Annotated in this window: 15 protein-coding genes; 14 read left to right on the plus strand and 1 reads right to left on the minus strand. The window is 59.0% G+C overall.

What is annotated here, in order from left to right; genetic code table 11:
* The first annotated feature begins 118 nt into the window (after window positions 1-118).
* From GWG67_RS33630 to GWG67_RS33650, 5 genes are all read left to right on the plus strand, one after another.
* On the plus strand, window positions 119-7,024 hold the full coding sequence (locus GWG67_RS33630) for a DUF4082 domain-containing protein (RefSeq protein WP_275173787.1): 6,906 nt from the start codon (window positions 119-121) through the stop codon (window positions 7,022-7,024).
* Window positions 7,025-7,034: 10 nt separating this feature from the next.
* Window positions 7,035-7,358 (plus strand): hypothetical protein, encoded by a 324-nt coding sequence (locus tag GWG67_RS33635; protein WP_275173788.1) that lies wholly within the window; start codon window positions 7,035-7,037, stop codon window positions 7,356-7,358.
* 49 nt (window positions 7,359-7,407) lie between these two features.
* Window positions 7,408-9,549 (plus strand): peptidase domain-containing ABC transporter, encoded by a 2,142-nt coding sequence (locus GWG67_RS33640; protein ID WP_275173789.1) that lies wholly within the window; start codon window positions 7,408-7,410, stop codon window positions 9,547-9,549.
* A gap of 107 nt (window positions 9,550-9,656) precedes the next feature.
* Window positions 9,657-10,973 (plus strand): HlyD family type I secretion periplasmic adaptor subunit, encoded by a 1,317-nt coding sequence (locus tag GWG67_RS33645; protein ID WP_275173790.1) that lies wholly within the window; start codon window positions 9,657-9,659, stop codon window positions 10,971-10,973.
* Window positions 10,974-10,990: 17 nt separating this feature from the next.
* Complete coding sequence (locus tag GWG67_RS33650; RefSeq protein WP_275173791.1) at window positions 10,991-12,169, plus strand: hypothetical protein; 1,179 nt, start codon at window positions 10,991-10,993, stop codon at window positions 12,167-12,169.
* 16 nt (window positions 12,170-12,185) lie between these two features.
* Here GWG67_RS33650 and GWG67_RS33655 read toward each other — a convergent pair whose 3' ends face one another.
* Entirely contained in the window at window positions 12,186-13,073 is an 888-nt protein-coding gene (locus GWG67_RS33655) for a glycosyltransferase family 2 protein (protein ID WP_275173792.1), read from the minus strand.
* A 192-nt stretch (window positions 13,074-13,265) separates the two neighbouring features.
* Between GWG67_RS33655 and GWG67_RS33660 the strand changes: the two genes are divergently transcribed.
* From GWG67_RS33660 to GWG67_RS33700, 9 genes are all read left to right on the plus strand, one after another.
* Window positions 13,266-14,060, plus strand: coding sequence for a WecB/TagA/CpsF family glycosyltransferase (locus GWG67_RS33660; protein ID WP_275173793.1), 795 nt, complete (start codon window positions 13,266-13,268; stop codon window positions 14,058-14,060).
* A gap of 3 nt (window positions 14,061-14,063) precedes the next feature.
* Window positions 14,064-15,188, plus strand: a complete 1,125-nt coding sequence (gene wecB / locus GWG67_RS33665; RefSeq protein ID WP_275173794.1) for a non-hydrolyzing UDP-N-acetylglucosamine 2-epimerase — start codon at window positions 14,064-14,066, stop codon at window positions 15,186-15,188.
* Window positions 15,181-16,443: a UDP-N-acetyl-D-mannosamine dehydrogenase gene (gene wecC / locus GWG67_RS33670; RefSeq protein ID WP_275173795.1), complete on the plus strand. Its 1,263-nt coding sequence runs from the start codon at window positions 15,181-15,183 to the stop codon at window positions 16,441-16,443. Before wecB ends, wecC begins: the two co-directional genes overlap by 8 nt.
* A 39-nt stretch (window positions 16,444-16,482) precedes the next feature.
* Window positions 16,483-17,547 (plus strand): Gfo/Idh/MocA family protein, encoded by a 1,065-nt coding sequence (locus GWG67_RS33675; RefSeq protein ID WP_275173796.1) that lies wholly within the window; start codon window positions 16,483-16,485, stop codon window positions 17,545-17,547.
* 51 nt (window positions 17,548-17,598) lie between these two features.
* Window positions 17,599-19,074, plus strand: a complete 1,476-nt coding sequence (locus GWG67_RS33680; RefSeq protein WP_275173797.1) for an oligosaccharide flippase family protein — start codon at window positions 17,599-17,601, stop codon at window positions 19,072-19,074.
* A gap of 34 nt (window positions 19,075-19,108) precedes the next feature.
* On the plus strand, window positions 19,109-19,627 hold the full coding sequence (locus GWG67_RS33685) for an acyltransferase (RefSeq protein WP_275173798.1): 519 nt from the start codon (window positions 19,109-19,111) through the stop codon (window positions 19,625-19,627).
* Window positions 19,628-19,725: 98 nt separating this feature from the next.
* The gene (locus GWG67_RS33690; RefSeq protein ID WP_275173799.1) at window positions 19,726-20,904 is read left to right on the plus strand and encodes a DegT/DnrJ/EryC1/StrS aminotransferase family protein; all 1,179 of its coding nucleotides are present in this window, start codon (window positions 19,726-19,728) and stop codon (window positions 20,902-20,904) included.
* Window positions 20,877-21,902 carry an NAD-dependent epimerase/dehydratase family protein gene (locus GWG67_RS33695; protein ID WP_275173800.1) on the plus strand — a complete coding sequence of 342 codons (1,026 nt, stop codon included), beginning with the start codon at window positions 20,877-20,879 and terminating at the stop codon, window positions 21,900-21,902. The genes GWG67_RS33690 and GWG67_RS33695 overlap by 28 nt, the downstream gene beginning before the upstream one ends.
* A complete protein-coding gene (locus GWG67_RS33700; RefSeq protein WP_275173801.1) occupies window positions 21,842-23,038 on the plus strand; it encodes a DegT/DnrJ/EryC1/StrS aminotransferase family protein in 1,197 nt (398 codons plus the stop codon). Before GWG67_RS33695 ends, GWG67_RS33700 begins: the two co-directional genes overlap by 61 nt.
* The last annotated feature ends 40 nt before the right edge of the window (window positions 23,039-23,078 follow it).

Consider the following 23,078-nt stretch of genomic DNA (forward strand, 5'->3'; position numbering starts at 1 on the left):
CAAGAGGGTTACCCAGCGCCGACATCTAGAATCATGTTAAATAGGTGCGCATTGAATTGACGGCCGGTTTAAAATAGCATTAAAATATATATGGTTGGGTTATTTAATTGGTATGGCCATGCTGGTTCAAAAGGCGAGCGACTTCGGCCGGGGAGCTCGGGCCGTTTTTCCGGGGGAGGAGATTCCCGCCCTTTCGCAGGAATGGACGTTCTGGAATGCATTCGCCGGCTTCGAACCGCCCAACCTCTGGGCTCGGCCGCTTGCCGATCCGTTAGCAAGCTGGTCATCCACACTGCCGCCTCTCGTTGGTGAGGCCCCGTTCCTTCAACCGTCGTCTCGGGCCGGCTCGGGCGATCCGTCAGACCTGCGCGGCGTTCTGCCCGGTCTCTTCTCCACATCTTTCCAGTCGCGATTGTCTGCCCTGCTGTCTTCGACATCTTTGACGAGCGGCCATCAGGGCGTGGGCCCGACGTTCGCGGCTGTGGCAAACGAAGGGACGCCGCCGAGATCATCATCGGTTTCGAGCTCAGGCACCACCCGCTGGGCCCATCCGAGCGACGGAATCTGGAATGTCGCTACGAGCTGGAGCGCCGGCGTCCCGGGCATCATTGACTCGGCGTTGCTCGATGCAGCCGGAACGTATATCGTCACCAGCACGGCCAGCGTCGATATTGGGAGCCTGGTCCTCGATACAGGTGCGACGCTTTCGTTCGGTGCCGGGACGCCCTTCATCGTCGAAGGCGATGTCCTGAACAATGGGAAAGTCGAAGCCGGGGCGTTTCTTGGCGACCGCATTGCGACAGGGGACTTCAAGGGCGACGTCAGCGGTACGGGATCTTTCGAAATTTCAGACAAGGCGGTCCTGAGGATCGGAGGTTCGATTTCCGGCCAGTTCTTGAATGGATCGTTCTCCGGCATAACCGTATCGTTCGACACGGGAGTTGGCACGCTTGTCCTCGATCAGTCGGCCAAGTTCCACGGGTTAATCGCAGGTTCGTCGGCCGGGGCGCCGCTTTCGCCAGGCAACCTCATCGACTTGAAGGATCTCCCTTTCACGTCGTCGATGTCGGCGACCGTCCATTACGACAATAGCTCGAACATTAGCACAGTCGATTTCAGCAATGGTGCGGCCAATGTCACCTTGCTGTTTTCGGGGATGGACCTGAATTGGAATTTCAAAAGCGATGGGCAGGGAGGCACCATTGTCTCCGATCCACCCACGAATCCCATCGTGCTGGAAAACCAGAAGCCAGGCACGCCGAGAAGTGTCTGGGAGATCCAGCCGGGCGACAATTCGACTCTGACCCAGGGATTTGCGACAGCAATCAGCACCAATGTCGGCGGAACTGTCCAGTTCAAGATCAACAACCTGACCGGCAACCCCAACTATCACGTCGATGTTTACCGGTTGGGGTATTATGGCGGCAATGGCGCCAGGCTGGTTACGAGCCTGCAGCATCAGGCGGGCGCCGCGGTCGTCCAACCCGCTGCACTAAGTGACCCGTCGACCGGTCTCGTCGATGCCGGCAACTGGAGCGTAACCGATTCCTGGAGCGTGCCAACCGATGCTGCCTCGGGCGTCTACATCGCCAACGTCATAAACGGCGCCGATATTTTCCAGATCCCGTTCATCATAAGGAACGACGCTTCGCACAGCGACGTCGTCCTGCAGACAAGTGATGAGGACTGGCAGGCCTACAACGGCTGGGGAGGCGCCAATCTTTATTTCGGAAACGGCCCGGGCATCAACGGATCGGCCTACGCCGTCAGCTACAATCGCCCCCTCGTGACGCGTGACGGCACCGGTACGTTCTCCGAGGGGGGAGACTCTCCGTTCGCGGCTGAGATTGCGGCCATCTATTGGCTTGAACAGAACGGTTACGATGTTTCTTACATTTCCGGAATCGATGCTGCGACAGACGGCTCGTTATTGCTCAATCACAAAGTCTTCATGGACGCGGGGCATGACGAGTATTGGACCGAAGCGCAGCGTGCCAACGTAGAGGCGGCAGCGCATGCCGGCGTGAACCTTGCGTTTCTCACGGGCAACGAGATCTTCTGGAAGACAAGGCTGGCACCCAGCATCGATGGCAGCGGAACAGCCAACCGCACGCTCATCAGCTACAAGGATACGCACGCAAATGCGTTGATTGATCCGACGGGACAGGCGACCGGCAACTACTCTGACCCGCGGTTCGGTTCGACGCCTCTTCCCTCGAATCAGTTGACCGGCACATTGTTCGCCGTCAACGCATTTCGATACGATACGATCACGATACCGTACTCAATGACCCAATTGCGCTTCTGGCGCAATTCGGCCGTCGCGCAAACAGCACCCGGACAGACCGCCTCGCTCGTACCTGGTCTATTGGGCGTTGAATGGGACGTCGCGCCGGACAATGGATTCCGTCCAGGCGGGTTGGTCAGTGTCTCATCTTCGACAGTCAATGTGGACGGAAAGTATCTGCTTGATTACGGCAATACGTTCGGAGCAGGCACGGCGACCCACAATCTCGTGCTGCATCGGGATCCCGTCAGTGGCGCACTAATATTCTCGGCCGGATCAATCAACTGGCCGTGGGCGCTTGCTACTGACCACGACGGACCTGCGACTCCGGTGGACCCTAATGTCCAGCAGGCGATGGTTAACCTTTTCGCCGACATGGGGGTTCAGCCGGGGACGCTGCAGGAGAACTTGACGGCTGCGATCCAGTCGACCGACCGTACGGCGCCGAGCTCCGCTATCACCAATCTCTCGGCTACCAGCGTTGTCGAGGGGCAATCGATCACGGTGACGGGGACGGCCACCGACGTAGGTGGAAGGATTGCCGGCGTCGAAATCTCCACGAATGGTGGAACAACCTGGCATCCAGCCAACAGCAATGTCGGCGCGGCGAACGTGGCGTGGTCGTACACGTTCGTCACAGGCGCTCAGGGAACATATTCTCTCAAATCCAGGGCGGTCGACGACAGTCTGAACCTGCAAACACCCGGTGCGGGCACTAGCTACACGGTCACACGATCTTCCAACACGACACTATTCAGTTCAACCGATACGCCTGCGGTGATCTCGAACAGCGATTCCGGCGCGGTTGAGCTTGGCGTCAAATTCGTTCCCGCCGTGTCGGGCAAGATCACCGGCATTCGCTTCTACAGGGGGCCTGAGAATACCGGTACCCATATCGGTAATCTCTGGACCACAAACGGCACGCTGCTTGCGAGCGCCACCTTTAGCGGCGAAACCGCGAGCGGCTGGCAGCAGGTTGATTTTGCGACGCCGGTCAGTGTGCAGGCCGGCGTCACGTATGTTGCGTCGTATCACACGAACACCGGCCACTATTCCTCAACCGACTTCTACTTCATCGACTATGATGGTCTTACGAAAGGTGCGCTCACCGCGCCCGGTAGCAGCCTCAACGGCGTCTATGCCTATGGCAGTAGCCCGATCTTCCCCAGCAATGCTTCCTCCATCGACGCCGCGAATTACTGGGTGGACGTCGTTTTCACTGATTCAGGCCTGACGTCGCCGCAAGCTCACGACGATGGTGGCTTCACCGTTAGCCAAAACGGTGTGCTGAACATTTCGTCGTCAACGCTGCTCGCGAACGACACCAACCCGTCTGGCCTGGCTTTCTCGCTTACCAGCGTCGGTAGCCCTTCCAATGGAAGCGTGAGCTACAATTCGCAGAACCAGACCGTGACCTTTACTCCCACCGCTGGCTATGCCGGGGCGGCGAGTTTCACCTACACGATCACGGACACGAGCGGTCAAAGCGGGTCCGGCCAAGTGTCGCTCAAGGTTAACTATCCTGTCTCCGCGCAGAGCCTGTTCGGTACCAGCGATGCGCCAAGCGTCCCCAATTCCGGCGATACCAGCCCCATCGAAGTTGGCGTCAAGTTTACCGCATCCGTGAGCGGGACAATAACCGGCCTGCGCTTCTACAAGGGATCGTTAAATAACGGCCCCCATATTGCGGATCTCTGGAGCTCGACCGGAGCCCTGCTTGCAACTGCTACATTCACGAACGAGACAGCCAGCGGTTGGCAGCAGGTCAATTTCTCCAATCCCGTGGCCATCACGGCAGGCACAACCTACGTCGCGTCCTATCACACCAACGGTAATTATTCCGGTACCCAGAACTATTTCACGACATCGCTTGCCAACGGCCAGTTGACGGCTCCGGCTGGCGCCAACGGAGTCTATAGCTACGGATCTGGAAGCGCGTTCCCGACGAGTACCTTCAAATCCTCCAATTACTGGATCGATGTCGTCTTCAACGGCTCCTCCGCCACCAGTGTGCCACAAGCTAACGCCGACAGCGGCTTCACGGTTAGCCAAAATGGTGTGCTGAACCTTCCGGCATCAGCGCTGCTCGCGAACGACACCAACGCGTCCGGGTTGGCTTTCTCGCTTACCAGCGTCAGTAGCCCTTCCAATGGAAGCGTAAGCTACAATTTGCAGAACCAGACCGTGACCTTTACCCCCACCAATGGCTATGCCGGGGCGGCGAGTTTCACCTACACGATCACGGACACGAGCGGCCAAAGCGGGTCCGGCCAGGTGTCGCTCAAGGTCAACTATCCTGTCTCCGCGCAGAGCCTGTTCGGCACCAGCGATGCGCCAAACGTCGCCAATTCCGGCGATACCAGCCCCGTCGAAGTCGGCGTCAAGTTTACCGCATCCGTGAACGGGACAATAACCGGCCTGCGCTTCTACAAGGGATCGTTGAATACCGGCCCCCATATTGCGGATCTCTGGAGCTCGACCGGAACCCTGCTTGCAACTGCTACATTCACGAACGAGACGGCCAGCGGCTGGCAGCAGGTCAATTTCTCCAATCCCGTGGCCATCACGGCAGACACCACCTACGTCGCGTCCTATTACACCAACGGCAATTATTCCGGTACCCAGAACTATTTCGCGACATCGCTTGCCAACGGCCAGTTGACGGCTCCGGCTAGCGGCAATGGTGTCTATATCTACGGATCCGGAAGCGCGTTCCCGACGAATACCTTCAGATCCTCCAATTACTGGGTCGACGTCGTCTTCAACGGCTCCTCCTCGGCCACAAATACGCCGCCAACCGCGGCCGCGGATGCCGCTGATGCGACCGAGAAGGGTGGCGTAAACAACGGCACGGGCGGCATAGCGGCCATCGGCAATGTTCTGGCCAACGATATCGATCCCGATGCCGGTGACACCAAGACTGTCACTGCAGTCAGCTTCGGCTCGACCAACGTCACACCCGGTTCAGCTCTCGCGGGCGCGCACGGCACCTTGATGCTCAACCCGTCGGGTGCCTTCACTTACGCGCTGAACGAGAACGATGTAGCTGTGCAGGCCCTGCGGCTGCCGACCAATACGTTGACAGATGTCTTTAGCTATACGATGCGGGACTCTGTGGGCGTCCCGTCGTCGGCCACGCTCACTGTCACCATTCATGGCGCCAACGACGCACCGGTGCTGGCGATTCAGACCGCCAGCCAGGCTGCGACCGTTGGCTCGGCGTTCTCGCTGACGCTGCCCGCCGGCACCTTCACGGACATCGATTCCGGCGACTCGCTCACCTACACCGCGGGCGGCTCAACCCTTCCCGCCTGGCTCGCGTTCAATGCGTCGACCCGCACCTTTAGCGGCACGCCGACGTCTGCGGACCTTGGTACGCTCACCGTTACGGTCTCTGCTGCTGATCTTGGTAACCTCACTGGCAGTGAGACATTCGATATCGCAGTGTCGCCAGTTCCTTCAACGGTGAGCCTGTTCTCGATCTCAGATACCCCGGCGATACGGTCGAATTCGGATACCTCCCAAGTCAACCTCGGGATGAAATTCACGTCGTCTGTGGCAGGCACGATCAGCGGTATCAAGTACTTCAAGAGTGCAAATGACCTCGGTACTCATACGGGCTCGTTGTGGAGCAGCACCGGCACGCTACTGGCGAGCGCAACTTTCACCAACGAGAGCGGCAGCGGTTGGCAGACCCTCACGTTCAGCAGTCCCGTGTCTATCGCGGCTGGCACCACCTACGTCGCGAGCTTTCACAGCAACGGCCACTATGCCTCCACCACCAGCTACTTCAACGCTGCTCGCACCAACGGTCCGCTCACGGCTCCGGCGAGCATCAATGGCGTCTACACCTACGGAACAACCAATCTGTTCCCGACCAGCAGCTATAACTCAAGCAACTACTGGGTGGATGTCGTGTTCAACAGCTCGAGCGGCGGCGCCAACCAGTTACCAGTCGCTGCGAACGACAGTGGCCTCTATGCCACGCAGAGCGTCCCCTTCGCGATCCCGGCCTCGGTACTGCTTGCCAACGACACCGATCCCGATGGCGGTACGCTCACGATCACGGGCGCGAGCGGCGGTGTGAATGGCGTCGCCAACTTCAACGCCCAAAGCAACAGCGTGATCTTCACTCCGACGACCGGTTACACGGGAACGGCGTCCTTCAACTATAGCATCTCCGACGGCCATGGTGGCACCGCCAGTACATCCGTCTCTCTCAATGTGACCGCTCCGTCTTCGACGACTGTGCGCCTGTTCAGCGCAAGTGATGAGCCCAGCATTGTGACGGCGAATGATCCACAGTCAGTGGAACTTGGCGTCAAATTTCAGACGTCTGCGCCAGGCGATGTTGTCGGCATTCGTTTTTACAAGGGGCCATCCAACACGGGCACCCACGTTGCGGATCTTTGGAGCAGCACCGGAAATTTGCTGGCAACTGCGACCTTTACCAGCGAAACGGCCGACGGCTGGCAGCAGGTCAATTTTGCCACGCCCGTGACGATCATGCCGGGAACGACCTACGTCGCCTCCTATCACACCGCCGGGAATTATGCATCCGATCCGGGCCTCCTCGCCAACGCAATTACCAACGGCCCTCTGACGGCCCCATCCTCGGCATCGATCAACGGCAACGGTGTCTTTGCGTACGGGACGGATAGTCTGTTTCCGACCAACACTTACAACGCAACGAGCTACGGCGTTGACGTGGTTTTCAGGCAGCAGCTCGCAGCATAGGAGACACCAGATGCACGCCGAACTATATACAGACGGAATCGAAGAAATTACCGTCAGCGGAACTATCGTCCGCATCGATCTGGTCAGTCTTTCACCGACGGAGCGTGACGCCAACAATGTCCCGAAACGCGTGTTTTCTCAGCGGCTGATCTTTTCGGTCGAATCCTTCGCCAATTCGGTCGATGTGATGCAGAAGGCGCTTCAGGGGTTGGTCGACGCGGGCGTAGTCCGGCGAGGTCAGCCAGCTGAGTCGCACAACGGTGCGTCGGTCGTACGCGATGCGCTCGCGCCCAGCACGCCACGGTCCCATAATGTCTCTTCGAACTTCCGGTGAAATCGACGCCGCTGGTGGCGCGAAAGGCCTGGTTGTGGACCCGCCTGGATTGGCGACGCAGACGGCATTGGAGTGCCTGTCCAAGATTGCCGGTCATCACGGCGTCGACCTGGCGGTCGAGCGTCTAAAGCACGCCTATGCCGTAGCCGCTCCGCTCTCGTTGAACCTTCTGTTGCGCATGGCCAAGGATGCAGGTCTGCGCGCGAGAAGCACGAAAATGGAGTGGGGTGCGCTGATCCGTCTCGGAGAAGCCTATCCGGCGCTGACGCGGCTCGCCAATGGCAACTGGATCGTTGTCCTGGGTGCAGGATTGGGAGCTGAGGGCACTGAGGTCGTCAGCGTCTTCGACCCGCTCGCCGACCGCAAGGACGAGGTCTTGGTTGTTGACCGAGACCGATTCTGTGCCCAATGGGCCGGGGACATCATCCTGATCAAGCGCGAGCAGTTGACACGGGAGGCTCCCAGGACTTTCGGCCTCCGGTGGTTCGTGCCGGAATTGCTTCTTCAATGGCGACTGTTCAGGGACGTCGCGATTGCGGCCATCCTGCTCTATGCGCTGGGACTCGTCATCCCGATCTTTTTCCAGCTCGTCATCGACAAAGTTCTGGTTCACGAGAGCTTCACCACGCTCTACGTACTCGCGGCAGGGGCGGCCGCAGCACTCGTCTTTGACACGATATTCGGCTTTCTGCGGCGCTACTTGCTGCTTTATGCGACTAATAAGGTCGACATTCGAGTTGCTACAAAGACGTTCGGTCATCTCCTCGGGCTGCCGGTCACCTTCTTCGAGCACATGGCAGCGGGGGTCTTGGTCAAGCACATGCAGCAGGCGGCGCGAATCCGTGAGTTTCTGACCGGTCGACTATTCTTAACCACCCTGGACGCGCTTTCGCTATTCGTCTTCCTGCCGGTACTTGCGCTCTACAGCGTGAAGTTGACGCTCATGGTTCTGGCCTTCACTGCCGCGAGCGGCGCTGTTGTCGGCCTGCTCATGGGTCCTTTCAGGCGACGTCTCTACGATCTTTACCAGGCGGAAGGTGCGCGGCAGGCTCTCCTCGTCGAAACAGTTCACGGTATGCGCACGGTGAAGTCGCTGGGGATGGAGCCCGTGCAGGGCAGGATCTGGGATAGCCGCTGTGCACAGTCGATTACCATGCGATTCGGTGTCGAGAAGATTTCCGCCGGTGCCCAAGCGCTCACCGGATTTCTCGAGAAGATCATGACGATTGGGATCATCGCTGTCGGAGCCCTCGATGTCTTCGCTGGAGAAATGACAATCGGCGCGCTGGTCGCCTTTAACATGTTGGCCGGCAGGGTCTCCGGACCACTGGTCCAACTCGTGACCATGGTGCACGAATACCAGGAAGTTGCTCTTGCCGTGAAAATGCTCGGCGAGGTGATGAATCAGAAGCCTGAGCGTGACGGCAAGAAAGATGGGCTGCGCCCCGATATCGCCGGCAAAATCGAGTTCGAGAATGTTTCCTTTCGCTACGGAGCTGAGGGAGAGCCGGCGCTCGATGATGTCTCCTTCACCGTCGAGCCAGGTTCGATCTTCGGGATCGTGGGCCGAAGCGGCTCCGGCAAGACGACGCTCACAAGGCTGATTTCGGGCATGTATCCGGTGCAGCAGGGGCTGCTCCGTATCGACGGTTACGATTCGAGGGAGCTCGACCTGGCACACCTGCGCCGAAACCTCGGAATCGTCTTGCAGGATAATTTCCTGTTTCGAGGGACGGTTCGCGACAATATCGCCTGCGTGAAACGGGACGCGACATTTGCCGAAGTCGTCGCTGCGGCGCAGCTCGCAGGCGCCGATGAGTTCATCGAGCGGTTGCCCCGTGGCTTCGATACCATGCTTGAGGAAGATGCCTCGAACCTGTCCGGCGGGCAGAAGCAGCGGCTCTCGATTGCGAGGGCTCTGATCGTCAATCCACGGATCATGATTTTCGATGAAGCGACGAGTGCCCTCGATTCCGAAAGCGAAATGATCATCAAGCGCAATCTCCGCCGTTTGGCGGCGGGACGTACCGTCATCATTGTCTCGCATCGGCTGTCCATGCTGACCGAAGCAAGCCAGATCCTGGTGATGGACCGCGGCCGAATCGTTGACGTGGATCGCCACGACCACCTCCTGTCGAAATGCACCATCTACAGGCATTTGTGGAACCAGCAGATGAAACAGATTGCATGATGGAGCCAAGGCAAACACGGACGGACGCGAACAGGAACGATCTGGTCCCGGCCAGGACGGTCGAGCGACGGCGGAAGCTATTCAGGCCAGTGCCAAGACAGGCGCCTGTGATCGCCGAGTTCCAGTCCGATGCAACCGAAGTCGAGCACCAAGCGCCGCCGCGGCTCGCGCGCCTTACCCTCTACGGCGTGCTTGGGCTAATTGCCTTCGCGGTCACCTGGGCATCCGTTTCGCAAGTGGAGACGATCGTCACGGCGCAGGGGAAATTGACCACGACACGTCCAAACCTGGTCGTACAGCCGTTGGAAACGTCGGTCATACGCGAGATCCACGTCAAGGCCGGTGATCGCGTCAACCGCGGCGACGTTCTGGCTACGCTCGATCCGACCTTCTCGCAGGCTGATTTCGATCAATTGCGCGGGAAGGTGGCTGGTTTCGATGCGTCGATCGATCGCCTTGGCGCCGAATTGAATGGAACGGAGTATGCCGCCAAGGAGCTCACAAATGCGGACCAAATCCTGCAGGGCAAGTTGTTCTTGCAGAGGAGAGCCGCCTATGAGGCGCAGATCCAGAACTACGACGCACAGATCGCTTCCGCTCGAGCCAATCTGAAGACAGCGCAGGACGAAGAGGCGGTTCTCCTTCAGCGACTCGATACGATGCGTTCTATTGAAGCCATGCGCACCACGCTGATGGACAAAGAGGTCGGTTCGAGGCTGAATTTTCTACTGTCTCGCGATGCACGGCTCGAAGTTGAGAGCAATCTGGCGCGCGTTCGTGGCAGTATCGCCGATACGACCCATCGGCTGGACAAGGCCCGCGCTGACCAGAAGGTCTTCGTCGAGGAGTTTCGTCGCGCCACTTATCAGGAAGTGGCGGAGACGCTACCGAAGCGCAATGGTGCAGCAGAGGAATTGAAGAAAGCCGAGCTTCGTCGACAGTTGGTCGTCCTGCAGGCGCCGGCAGATGCCGTGGTGCTGGATATCGCAAACCGGACAGTCGGCTCGGTGGTTCGCGAAGCGGAAACGCTGTTTGTCCTGGTTCCGCGTGACGTGCCTCTTCAGGCGGAGGTCAACGTCGAGGGTCGGGATATCGGTCAGGTGGCGCTTGGACAAGCGGTCCGGATCAAGTTCGAAGCGTTTCCTTTCCAGAAATATGGAACTGCAACGGGGGAAGTCCGCATCATCAGTCAGGACACGTTCTCGCCGGACCCGAAGGCCGAAGGTGCGCGCCGCGCGTCAGCTCCCTATTACCGCGTACTGGTCGATTTGTCGGACACGCACCTTCGGCTGCCGGCTGAGCGCATTCAACTGATTCCGGGTATGGCGGTGACGGCCGAACTGAAAGCTGGCAAGCGCACCGTGATCTCCTATTTCCTCTATCCATTGCTGCGCGGATTGGATGAAAGCATTCGTGAATACTAACCCAGCTTGGAATGGCGATGACCATGATCATTAGTCCGAATTTTGGGGCGAAGCTCCTAGTGCCCACAGCGGCGGGCAAGCTCTCGCAAAATTCACCGCTCGTGAACTATGCGCTCAACGGGCTGGAACGTTGTTGGCTACCTGAACATCGTCGGTGGTCCCACATTTACCATCTTGATGGACGTTCTTCGCCCAATGAGTCGGTACCCAACAGCGACGTATTCTATACTCTCAACGTTTTACTCGGGATGTCGCGCGTCGCTGGAATTCCAAGTGGTATTGATCTGCCGGAAATATTCCATCGCAATGTTCTGTTACTCACGAGGCTCCCGGTGCGCAAGTACGCCTTCGGTATGGCGCTATGGAGCGCCGCCGAGCTCGGCGTCGAAATACCGGAGCCGGTCAAACACCAGCTAAGAGCCATTCTTGCCGATGAGTCCCGGTGGAGGGCTTTCCGTGCGCAGGATCTTGGCATGCTGCTCACGGGGATCGTGGCTCAGGCGAGGGCGGGCGAGAACGAATGGTGGCGCTACGCCATGCCGCTATATCGGTTTTTGAAGGAACGCTTGCACAGCGAATCGGGATTGTTTTTCGATGCACCGTTCGGCTTTCGGCGCCGTTTCTCGTCATTTGCAACGCAGACCTATCTCTCGATCGCCTGTTATCAATATGGTGAATTCGCTGGCGATGCTTCCGCGCTTGTCATGGCCGATACTTGTGTGCGCAATCTGATAGCGCTTCAAGGTCCACAGGGCGAATGGCCTTGGTTTTTCGACGCGCTGAACGGTCGCGTCCTTGATTTTTACGAAGTCTATTCTGTCCATCAGTATGGAATGGCTCCGGCACTGCTGGAATGGGCAGAGAGCTTTGGCCTGAGGGGATCGCGGGACGCCCTGGTCAAGGGATTCAACTGGGTACTCGGCCAGAACCAACTGGGCCGAGCCATGCTCGTGCCTGAACTCAACCTGACCCTCCGCTCGCAGGTTCGCAAAGGTGAATTGACAACGAGGGCGCCCCGGGTATTGCGCGCGCTCAAGAACGCCTGGCTCGGAAAAGGGCCGCGGCTGATCGAAGACACTAACGTGGAAGTTCGGCTTGAGTGCCGCAGTTACGAGCTGGGTTGGATCCTGTGGTCATTCGGCCGGCGTACCGACCTGCAGGAGCTGACCCACAATTGTGCCTTTGGCGGCGCCTGACAGAATTGGCGTTTCGCTAACGGTTCCAGGCGACTGCTCGGCGCCCTCGTAGGTGCGAGAGCATCGTCATGGCGCGGTGCGCTCGGACAGCACACAATACGGCAATAGCTTTGAGGCGGACGCCGCTACCGTGTAGGCGGTCGCTGGTGAGCACAGTCACGGCGTTTGGCGCGAGTGACGCGAGGACGAGCAAAGCTTGCGCGATCCAGCGCAATTGCCAAATGGGTTTACCTTCCGCCATGTTGCGATAGTGCGCGATGTGTCGGTCCCATTTGGCGTAGAGCTCCTGGAGAGAGCCCCGGGCCGGATGGAAGACGATCATCTCAGGGGTGTATCGAAATCGAAGTCCGGCCCGCAGCGCACGCTCCCCCCACTCCATATCTTCGGCGACTTCAATGCCAGCGAAAGGGCCGACGCGATCGAAGTCGCGGCGAAACACCGCCATATTGCCAGTGCCGGAATAACCGTGGCGCTCGATATAGAGCTTGAAACGATAAGCGAAGACGCTTTCGTAAGCCGCAATGGCGTCAAGCTTCGCATTTTCCGGCCGCCAAATGCGAACGTCGCCCCCGAGAACGGTGCCAGCCGGTGACAAGCGAGACCATTTCACCACGCTGCTCAGCCAATCCTGATGGGCCCTACAATCGGCGTCGATGAAGGCAAGGATCTCGCCGTTGGCAGCAGCGACGCCTGCATTTCGCGCCGGGCCGGGTCCTGGATGCGGTTCGTGCTGCAGCCGCACACCAGGATGAGCCGCAACGACGTCCATTGGGGGCGTTGCCGAGCCGTTGTCCACCACGATGATCTCAAATGCGTCACGCGTCAGGGTCTGTGCGTCCAGGCTGTGCAAACAGGCTTCCAGAGCACCAGGCTGGTTGAGGTGGGGAATAATGACCGAAATCATCAGTTAATTCCTCTATTTAATTCATGTTAGATTTTCTGCCCGCCAGTTTGCGCGACGGCCTCGTATTTTGCGAGGGTGCGGCGAGGTCCGCTCGATTTAAACCTTGCAATTAAATGTTGCTTGCGTATTATCTCGATAATAATCTTAAATGCAAACTTAAACCGGGTGGAATTTTCTAGGAGATAGGTTCCAATGCGCGCCTCATTTCTGGGATGCCCCATCGACCTGTTGACAATGGCGGAAACCGTCGATCTGGCGCGCGGGGCCATGCACAGCCGGCGACGGCTGCAACATGTGGCGCTGAACGTCGCCAAATTCGTCAATATGCGATCCGATCCCGTGCTCGCGGCCGATGTGGCCAACAGCGATGTTGTCGGCATCGACGGCATGGGGATTGTTTGGGGCGCTCGAGCACTGGGGCTTCCGGCGACGTCGCGGGTCGCGGGTGTGGATCTCCTCGCCGAGTTGCTCGCGGTATGTGCGCATGAAGGCTTCAAGCCCTATTTCCTGGGAGCCACTCCCGCCGTACTGCAGCAGGCGATGCAAGGCGCGCGCGAGAGGCATCCTTCACTTGTCTTTGCGGGCTGGCACGACGGCTACTTCAAACGCGAGCAGGAGAGTGATGTCGTCCGGGACATCCAATCCAGCGGGGCCGATTGTCTCTTCATCGGCATGCCGACCCCCCGGAAAGAGCGCTTTCTCGCCGCTCACCGCGATGATCTCGGCGTACCTTTTATCATGGGCGTCGGTGGTGCATTCGATATTCTAGCAGGCACCGTTCGGCGCGCGCCGGTCCAGATACAGAGGCTCGGCCTCGAATGGCTGTACCGCATCTATCAGGAGCCTGGGCGGATGTGGTGGCGATACGCCACGACGAACACGCTGTTTGCGGGCGTCCTGGCGCAAGCCCTCATCAGGCAGGCATTTCGGCACCCGCTTGGTGCGCCCGGCGCCGCTCCGCCTGGTCCGAGCCGGATCGGAGGGTGAGGCGTGCGCAAGCATTTTTTCATTCTTCTCGGAACCCGGCCGGAAGCAATCAAGCTCTTTCCGGTCATCAACCGGCTCAAGGCCGAGAAGCGCAAGGACATCTCCGTAACGATCTGTGCGACTGCACAGCATCGGCACTTGCTTGATCAAGTCCTCAAGTTGGCCAAAGTGGTCCCGGATTTTGATCTGAACGTCATGACGACCAATCAGACTCTCGATCATCTGACCGCTCGGCTGCTCGGACAAATCGGCGAACTCCTCGAAAAGTTGAAGCCCACCAGGGTTATTGTCCAAGGCGACACGGCGACTGCCATGACGGGTGCACTGGCATCTTATTATCACCGTATACCGGTCTCGCACATCGAGGCCGGGCTGCGCAGCGGTGACATCTTCGCGCCGTGGCCCGAGGAGGTGAACCGCAAGATCGTCGGCTCGATCGCCGATCAACATTTTGCCCCGACAGAGCGCGCGGCGCGCGCGTTACGCGCTGAAAATGTCCCGGATGACCGCATTCACGTTACCGGAAACACGGTGGTGGACGCTCTCATCCTCGCGAAAGCTATGGTCGAATCCGATCCAGGGCTCTCGTGCCGATGGGACGGCATCAAGAAGCGTCACGGCAATCGGCGCATCATCCTGGTGACCTGCCATCGCAGGGAGAATTTCGGCGGCGGCGTCGTTAATATCGCGAACGCGTTGGAGACCATCCTGCGCAGGGAGGACGTCGCCGTGGTGCTCCCCGTGCATCCGAATCCGAATGTCCGCGACATGTTTGCGTCTCGGTTCTCGGACCATCCGCGGGTCGTCCTTATTTCCCCTCAGGAATATACGGATTTTGTGAGCCTGCTCTCGATGTCTTATTTGGTCCTGACAGATTCAGGCGGCGTACAGGAAGAGGCACCCACTTTCGGTAAACCGGTCCTGGTGATGCGCGAGACAACCGAGCGTCCCGAGGGAGTAGAAGCGGGAACGGCGCGCCTGGTCGGTGCGAACTACGACAGGATCGTGGCCGAGACATTCCGCCTCCTCGACGACGACGAGACTTATGCTGCCATGGCGCGTTCGCACAATCCGTTCGGTGACGGGCACGCGAGCGAGCGGATCGTGAAAGTGCTTCTCGATGCCTGAATTCCAAAAGATCAATGTGGTTGGACTTGGTTATATCGGTCTGCCGACCGCGGCGCTGATTGCGAGCCGAGGGCTGCAGGTGGTCGGTATCGATACCAATGAACGCATCGTCGACACCGTTGCATCCGGCAGAATTCACATCGCCGAGCCCGATCTGGATGGCCTTGTTTCCAAGGTCGTGTCGAGTGGTGCGCTCACGACCGCCAGAAAGCCGCAGCCGGCGGACGTGTTCATCATCGCAGTACCGACGCCAATCGATCACGAGAACCGTCCAGACTTGTCAATGGTGAATGCCGCAGTCGACTCGATCGTAGATCTTCTCGCGCCGAGCAATCTTGTCATTCTGGAATCGACATCGCCGATTGGGACAACAGAAGCCATCGCAAAGCGGATCGTCGAACGCAGGCCAGAGTTGCACATAGGCGTCAACGGCAAGGAAGAGGGAGCGATTTACGTCGCATACTGTCCCGAACGCGTGCTTCCGGGACGGATCTTGACCGAGCTTATCAACAATGACAGGTGCATCGGCGGGATTACGCCAACCTGCACGCGGCGGGCTCAGCGCTTCTACAAAATGTTCGTTCGCGGCGCTTGCGTCGGTACTACGGCGCGCGCGGCAGAGCTGGTCAAGCTGACCGAAAACGCCTTCCGCGACACCAACATTGCATTTGCCAACGAACTCTCGCTGATTTGCGACAGGTTCGACATCAACGTCTGGGAGGTGATCGATATCGCCAACCGCCACCCTCGCGTAAACGTATTGCGACCGGGACCTGGAGTGGGCGGGCACTGTATTGCGGTCGACCCCTGGTTCATCATCGACTCAGCGCCAGACCTCGCGCGTGTGATGCGAACAAGCCGAGAAGTGAACAACGCCAAAACGCAGAAGATCATCGAGCGCACAGAGGCACTGATCGACGATCATCCCTATGCGAACGTGGCTTGTTGTGGACTGACCTTCAAGGCCAATGTCGACGACGTGCGTGAAAGCCCGGCCATGGAGATAGCCACGCATCTCGCGGCAAAATACGGTGAACGGATCAAGGTTGTTGAGCCGAATCTGCGCCGTCTGCCTCCTCAGTTGGCCGATCATCGTGTCGCATTCGTGAATATTGAGGAAGCCCTGCGCAGTTGCGAGATCGCGATTCTTCTCGTCGACCATGACGAATTCAAAATGGTGCCGTTAGCAGAGCGCCGGCACCTCGACGTGATCGACACGCGAGGCATCTGGCAGGATATGCCGGCGCGGACATAACGTATTGCGGCGTAATCCCCCGAATGGATCGAGGTCAGTATGCGAGATAGCCAGGTGGGAATCGGGGTCGTGGGATACGGCTATTGGGGCCCTAATCTCGTTCGCAACTTCTCGATCAATCCGGACGCCCGCGTCGTCAGCGTCAGCGACCTTGATCCAGGCAGGCTCGGCGCCATAAGGCAGGTTTACCCGGGGGTATCAACCACACCTCGATATGACGATCTGCTGAAGGACACCTCGATTGATGCGATCGCTATCGCTACGCCGGTGCACACACATTACGAGCTGGCAATTGCGGCCTTGAGGGCTGGCAAGCACGTGTTGGTCGAGAAGCCCCTGGCGCCAAGCACGGACCTCGTGTCCCGCTTGATCGACGAAGCGGACCGGCGCGGATTGACGCTGATGGTCGATCACACCTTTCTCTACACGCCAGCGGTTCAGAAGATCCGCGAGCTCTTGGTGAAGGGAGAGCTCGGAGACATCTACTATTACGATAGCATACGCTCGAGCCTCGGGCTGTTTCAAAAAGACGTAAATGTGATCTGGGATTTGGCGGTGCACGACATCTCGATCATCAACCATATCCTCGATGAGGAGCCGGTCGCGGTCTCGGCAACGGGCTCGTGCCATGTTGCCGGTTCGCCGGAAAACATGGCCCACATCACATTGTTCTTTCCCAACGCATGCGTGGCCCACGTCAGCGTCAACTGGCTCTCGCCTGTCAAGGTACGCCAGACGTTCATTGGTGGCAGCAAGAAGATGATCGTCTACGACGATCTCGAGCCGACCGAAAAGGTGAAGGTCTATGACAAGGGAATTACCCTTGATAGGCCTCCCGAGAGTGCACATCAATTTCGGATCGGATATCGCGCCGGCGATATGTGGGCTCCGCACATCTCGCCTAAGGAGGCGCTGCAAACGGAGGTCGAGCACTTTATCGACTGCGTGCGCACCGGCGGACAGCCGATTTCCAGCGGCATGTCTGGGCTGCGAGTGATCGAGGTGCTTGAGGCGGCGTCGCGATCGATTGCCGAACAGGGCAAGCCGGTCGCGATCAGGCAGTTGCCGGGCAGGCGACCGGAGCGGGCTCGGGCCACGGCTTAATTGGCGGTTTGGTGAGGGCTGTTCGCGCGCGAGCCCCGCGACGGAGTCGCAATGAATTCAGTGCAACGTTCAGTCTTGTTTTCTGCGGTCGATCGCTATGCGGGTCTCGTGCTGTTCCTCGTCTCGACCGCGGTGCTTTCGCGTCTACTGACGCCGAGCGAGTTCGGGGTCTTCGCGGTTGTCAATGCGCTTACGGCCGTGATCACAGCCGCTTTTCAGGAATTTGGGGGGGCGAATTACCTGATTCAAAAACGTGAGCTATCGCGCGGGACGATTCGCACAGCGTTCACTATCACCTTAGGCATCTCACTGGCGATTGCGCTGATCCTATTTGCCACGGCCGACGTTGTATCGCGACTCGTTGCGCAGGACAGTGTAAGGCGAGGTATCGAGGTTTCTGCGTTGAATCTTCTCGTTCTACCGGTCTCCGGAACGTTGATCGCCTTGTTTCGTCGTGACATGCAGTTCGGGACGCTCGCGGTCTGCAATCTTGCAAGCAATATGGCGGTGGCGCTGGTTTCGATCGGACTGGCAGTACTGAAATTCAGCTACATGGCTCCGATCTGGGGTGGTGTGGCGGGGAGCATGGTTCTCACGGCCATGCTGCTGAGCTCGTATCGGGATTTCAGTGTGTTACGTCCTTCGCTGTCCGAATACCGAGACGTCCTCGAATTCGGTCTCTATTCCAGCGGCGTCAGCGTCATCAATGTCTTTTACAACCTGGCGCCCCAGCTCTTTCTTGCGAAGGTTCTCGATTTTACCGCTGTAGGTCTCTACAGCCGGGCGATCAACCTGACCCAGGTGTTCGACAGGCTTGTCACGCAGGTGCTGAACCCGATCATCATGCCCGCGATTGTGACGAGGCGTGCATCCGGGGCAGATCTAAAAGGCGTGTATCTAGATGCGGTCCAACTGCTTTCCGCCGTGCAGTGGCCGTTCCTCACGTTCGTGGCCATTATGGCAAGGCCGATCGTTTTGATCTGGCTGGGTGAAGCCTGGCTGGACGTAGTGCCGTTAGTGCGCATTCTTTGCCTGGCAAATCTGGCGGTGTTCGCCGCGTGTCTGACGTATCCTGTTTTCCTGGCAGTCGGACGCGTGCGCGACGCGCTTGTTTCGTCCTGCATCTCGATACCACCTTCACTCCTTGCCCTTCTTGGTGCGTCCTTTTTTGGCGTGGAGGCAGTCGCAGCGTGCGCCTTGCTGACGTTGCCATTCCAAGCAGCAGTGGCGATATACTATCTCAGTTCGCATCTGGCGCTGCGGCCGGGCGAATTTGGCCGTGCCCTGCTGAAGAGCGGTGTCGTCACGATGGCGACTGTAGCGGGCGCGGCCACCTGTGCGGCGTTGATCGGGACGGGAACTCTTAATCTCATTGTAGGGCTTATATCAGCGTTGGTGGTCGCCGCCTTCTGCTGGTTGTGGGGACTGATCGTGACAAGGCATCCTCTGCTGCAGCACCTTCGTCAAGCGGCAGCAGGTCTTGCCGAGATGGCGCCCAGGCGGCTCCCGTCACGCCCTGTACTGTAAAGGCTTGATTGACTGTAGTGACAGGAAAACTGACATGGCAATAAAGGACACCCAGCTTGGCCGCGATGTCCGCATTCTGCATCCGGACCTGGTCAACCTGTATGGTTGCGCCGTTGGCGACGAGAGCAGGATCGGAACCTTTGTCGAGATCCAGGCCGGGGCAAAGATAGGTGCGCGCTGCAAGATATCGTCGCACAGCTTCATCTGCGAGGGTGTCACGATCGAGGACGAAGTGTTCGTCGGGCATGGCGTGATGTTCACGAACGACAAATTTCCGAAGGCAACAACCGCGGATGGTCGTCCTCAGCAAGCGTCGGACTGGACACTGCAGCGCACTCACGTCGGCAGGGGAGCTTCAATCGGCTCGAACGCCACCATTCTGTGCGGTGTGACGATCGGCGCGGGTGCTTCCGTGGGCGCAGGGGCAGTGGTGACGAAGGACGTTCCGCCCGGCGTCATCGTCGCCGGAGTGCCCGCTCGGGTTCTGTCCGGAGATGAAAGCACCGTTCTGGGCAATCGAGATTCGTCAGTCGCGCATCATAAACCATTTTAAATCGAAAGATATATCCCGTCGAATTTAATGCTTGATTAAATACGATAATGCGAGTTAATTTGTTTGTATAATTTTGCTCCAATCCAAGGTCTTGAATCTTGATCCCCTTCCTGGATTTGAAAGCCCAATATAGCCAGATCAAGCCGGAAATCGACGCCGCGGTAGCGAGGGTCGTCAGCAGCGGGCACTTTGTGCTCGGGCCGGAGGTGACGGCCTTCGAGTGGCGCTTTGCGGATTATTGCGGGACCGCCCATTGCCGCGCGGTGAACACCGGCACTTCGGCGCTTCACCTTGCCTTGCTTGCAGCAGGCGTCGGCCCCGGTGATGAAGTCATTACAGTATCCATGACGTTCGTCGCGACAACCGCGGCCATTCTCTACAGCGGCGCCAAGCCGGTGTTTGTCGACGTCGACCCGGTAACGTGGACGATGGATCCCGGCTTGATCGAGGCTGCGATAACGCCGCGGACCAAAGCGATCCTGCCGGTTCACCTCCACGGGCTGATGGCCGACATGGATCCGATAATGGCGATCGCCCGCCGTCACGGTCTGGTCGTCATTGAGGACGCCGCGCAGGCGCACGGCGCGGAATACCGGGGACGCCGCGCAGGCTCGATTGGCGATCTGGGATGCTTCAGCTTTTATCCCGGCAAGAATCTTGGAGCGTTTGGCGAGGGTGGGGCGGTCGTAACCGATCGGCCTGACTTCGCGCGACACGTGTCACTGCTGCGGGACTGGGGGCAGGAGGCGAAATACGACCACGTCATCCCCGGATACAACTATCGCATGGACGAAATTCAGAGCGCGATACTGAAGGTCAAGATGGACTACATCGAACGCTGGACGGAAGCGCGTCGGTCGCTCGCTGAGCGATACCATGCACTGCTATCCGATCTCCCATTCGCGCGTCCCCAGCCGCCCCGCCACGCCCGTCACGTGTATCACGTCTATGCGGTCAGACTGCAGCGGCGCGACGACGCGCTGACGCTATTGCGTGATGCCGGCATTGGTGCCGGGATCCACTATCCCATTCCGGTGCATCTGCAAAGAGCCTATGCCGAACTCGGTTATCGTGCCGGTGATCTCCCCATCACTGAGATGCTTGCGAACGAGTTCCTCTCTCTTCCCATTTATCCGGAGATGCTGCCGGAACAGGCGATCGAAGTTGTCGCTACATTGAGGAACGGGGCGGTCCTGTGGCCCAGCGAAGCCGTCAGCGACCGGGCGGAGCATCCACAAAGCGTCATGACATGGTCCCACAACAGGAGAGCGTCTTGATTGATCTCAAGGGAAAGCGCGTTCTGGTCACCGGCGGGGCGGGATTCATCGGCTCCCACCTCGTTGATCAGCTCTGCGACGAGGGCTGTATCGAGATTGTTGCCATAGACAACATGATCCGAGGCCGGCCGGAAAATCTCCGGCGCGCGCTCGGGCGCGGGCCGGTGAGATTGGTTCACGGCGACATACGCGATCGCAAGCTGATGGAAGCGCTAGTCAAGGCGGCCGATATCGTCTTTCACCAGGCCGCACTCCGCATCACTCATTGTGCAGCCGAACCACGCCTGGCCAAGGAAGTCATGGTGGATGCCACCTATGACCTGCTGGAGCTGTGCATCAAGCACGATATCGAGAAGATCATCGCAGCGTCTTCGGCATCTGTATACGGCATGGCCGAGGAGTTTCCGACGACCGAGCGGCAGAATTCGTACAACAACCGAACGCTCTATGGGGCCGCCAAGGCGTTTAACGAAGGGCTCCTGCGGGCCTTCAACGATGTAAGCGGCCTCGACTATGTGGCATTCCGATACTTCAACGTTTACGGCAGCCGGATGGATATCCACGGACGGTACACCGAGGTCTTGATCCGCTGGATGGAGCGCCTGGAAGCCGGATTACCTCCCATTATCTTTGGTGACGGCCGTCAGACCATGGATTTCGTCCACGTCCGCGACATCGCGCGTGCCAACATCCTTGGAGCCAGGGCAAAGGTTACTGATGAGGTCTTCAACGTCGGGAGCGGCACTGAAACCAGCCTGACCGAGCTGGCGACGGTGCTTGCGTCCGTGATGGGACACCGCGGCTTGACACCCGAATTCGCGCCGGAGCGCTCGGTCAATCCGGTGCCGCGACGGCTGGCATCGACGGGCAAGGCAGAGCGTTTGCTGGGTTTCCGCACCACGGTCTCGCTTGAGCAGGGGCTCGCCGATCTCGTGAAATGGTGGCGATCCGAACGCGATCTCGCTTCGGACCGCCAGCGACAAGCGGCGGCATCGTGATTCCGATCGCGCTGCCGCTGCTTGCGGACGAAGAAGCTGACGCTGCGCGCGCGGTCGTGCTGTCGGGCTGGGTATCGCAAGGTCCGCAGGTGGCGGCGTTCGAGCGCGAGTTCGCTGCACTTGTTGGCGCACCGCACGCTTGTGCCGTCTCCAATTGTACGACCGCCCTGCAGCTCGCCTTGGCAGCGTTGGATGTCGGCGCCGGGGACGAGGTGATCACGGTCAGCCACTCCTTCATTGCGACCGCGAACGTCATCCGACACCAGGGCGCCACTCCGGTTTTTGTCGATATCGATCCCGAGACATACAATTTGGATTGCGCTCGGCTGGCCGAGGCGATCACCGAGCGCACGCGCGCGATCATCGCGGTCCATCAGATGGGCATGCCTTGCGATATGGCAGCGCTCATGGCTATAGCGCGCCGCCACGGGATCGCCGTGATCGAGGACGCGGCCTGTGCCGCCGGATCGCAGATCCGGATAGACGGGGAATGGGAGCCGATCGGCAAGCCGCGTGGAGACATTGCGTGCTTTTCCTTTCATCCGCGAAAGGTGATCACGACGGGTGAGGGGGGAATGCTCACCACCGCGAATGCCGAGCTTGATCGCAAATTCAAGCTCCTGCGCCAGCACGGCATGAGCGTTCCCGACACGGTGCGGCACAATTCGTCGTCCGTGATCTTCGAGGAATACGTCGTTGTGGGCTACAACTACCGAATGACGGACATGCAGGCCGCGATTGGGCGCAAACAGCTCGAGCGGCTCCCGGAACTGATTGCACGCCGGCGAGCCGTCGCCGCCAATTATGCCGAACAGCTCGGCAATCTGGAAGAGTTGCGGTTACCGACTGAACCGGCGTGGGCCAGATGCAACTGGCAGAGCTATTGCGTACGTCTTCCAGACCGCCTCGACCAGCGCATCGTCATGCAAAACCTCCTCGACAAGGGAATCGCGAGCCGCCGCGGGATAGTGTGCTCGCACCGTGAGCAGCCTTACGCCGAGTCGAGGCAACGGCACGACCTTCGTCAATCTGAACTTGCGCAGGACAGGTCGATCCTGCTGCCCCTCTACGCGCAGATGACGGATGCGGACCTGCTGAGCGTTGTCGCGGCGCTGAAAGCCGAGATAGCCAAATGATGAGTGCGGCACGTCTATGAGAATCTTGGTCGCAATCGCC

This window comes from Bradyrhizobium sp. CSS354 (assembly GCF_029051725.1).
GTDB lineage: Bacteria > Pseudomonadota > Alphaproteobacteria > Rhizobiales > Xanthobacteraceae > Bradyrhizobium.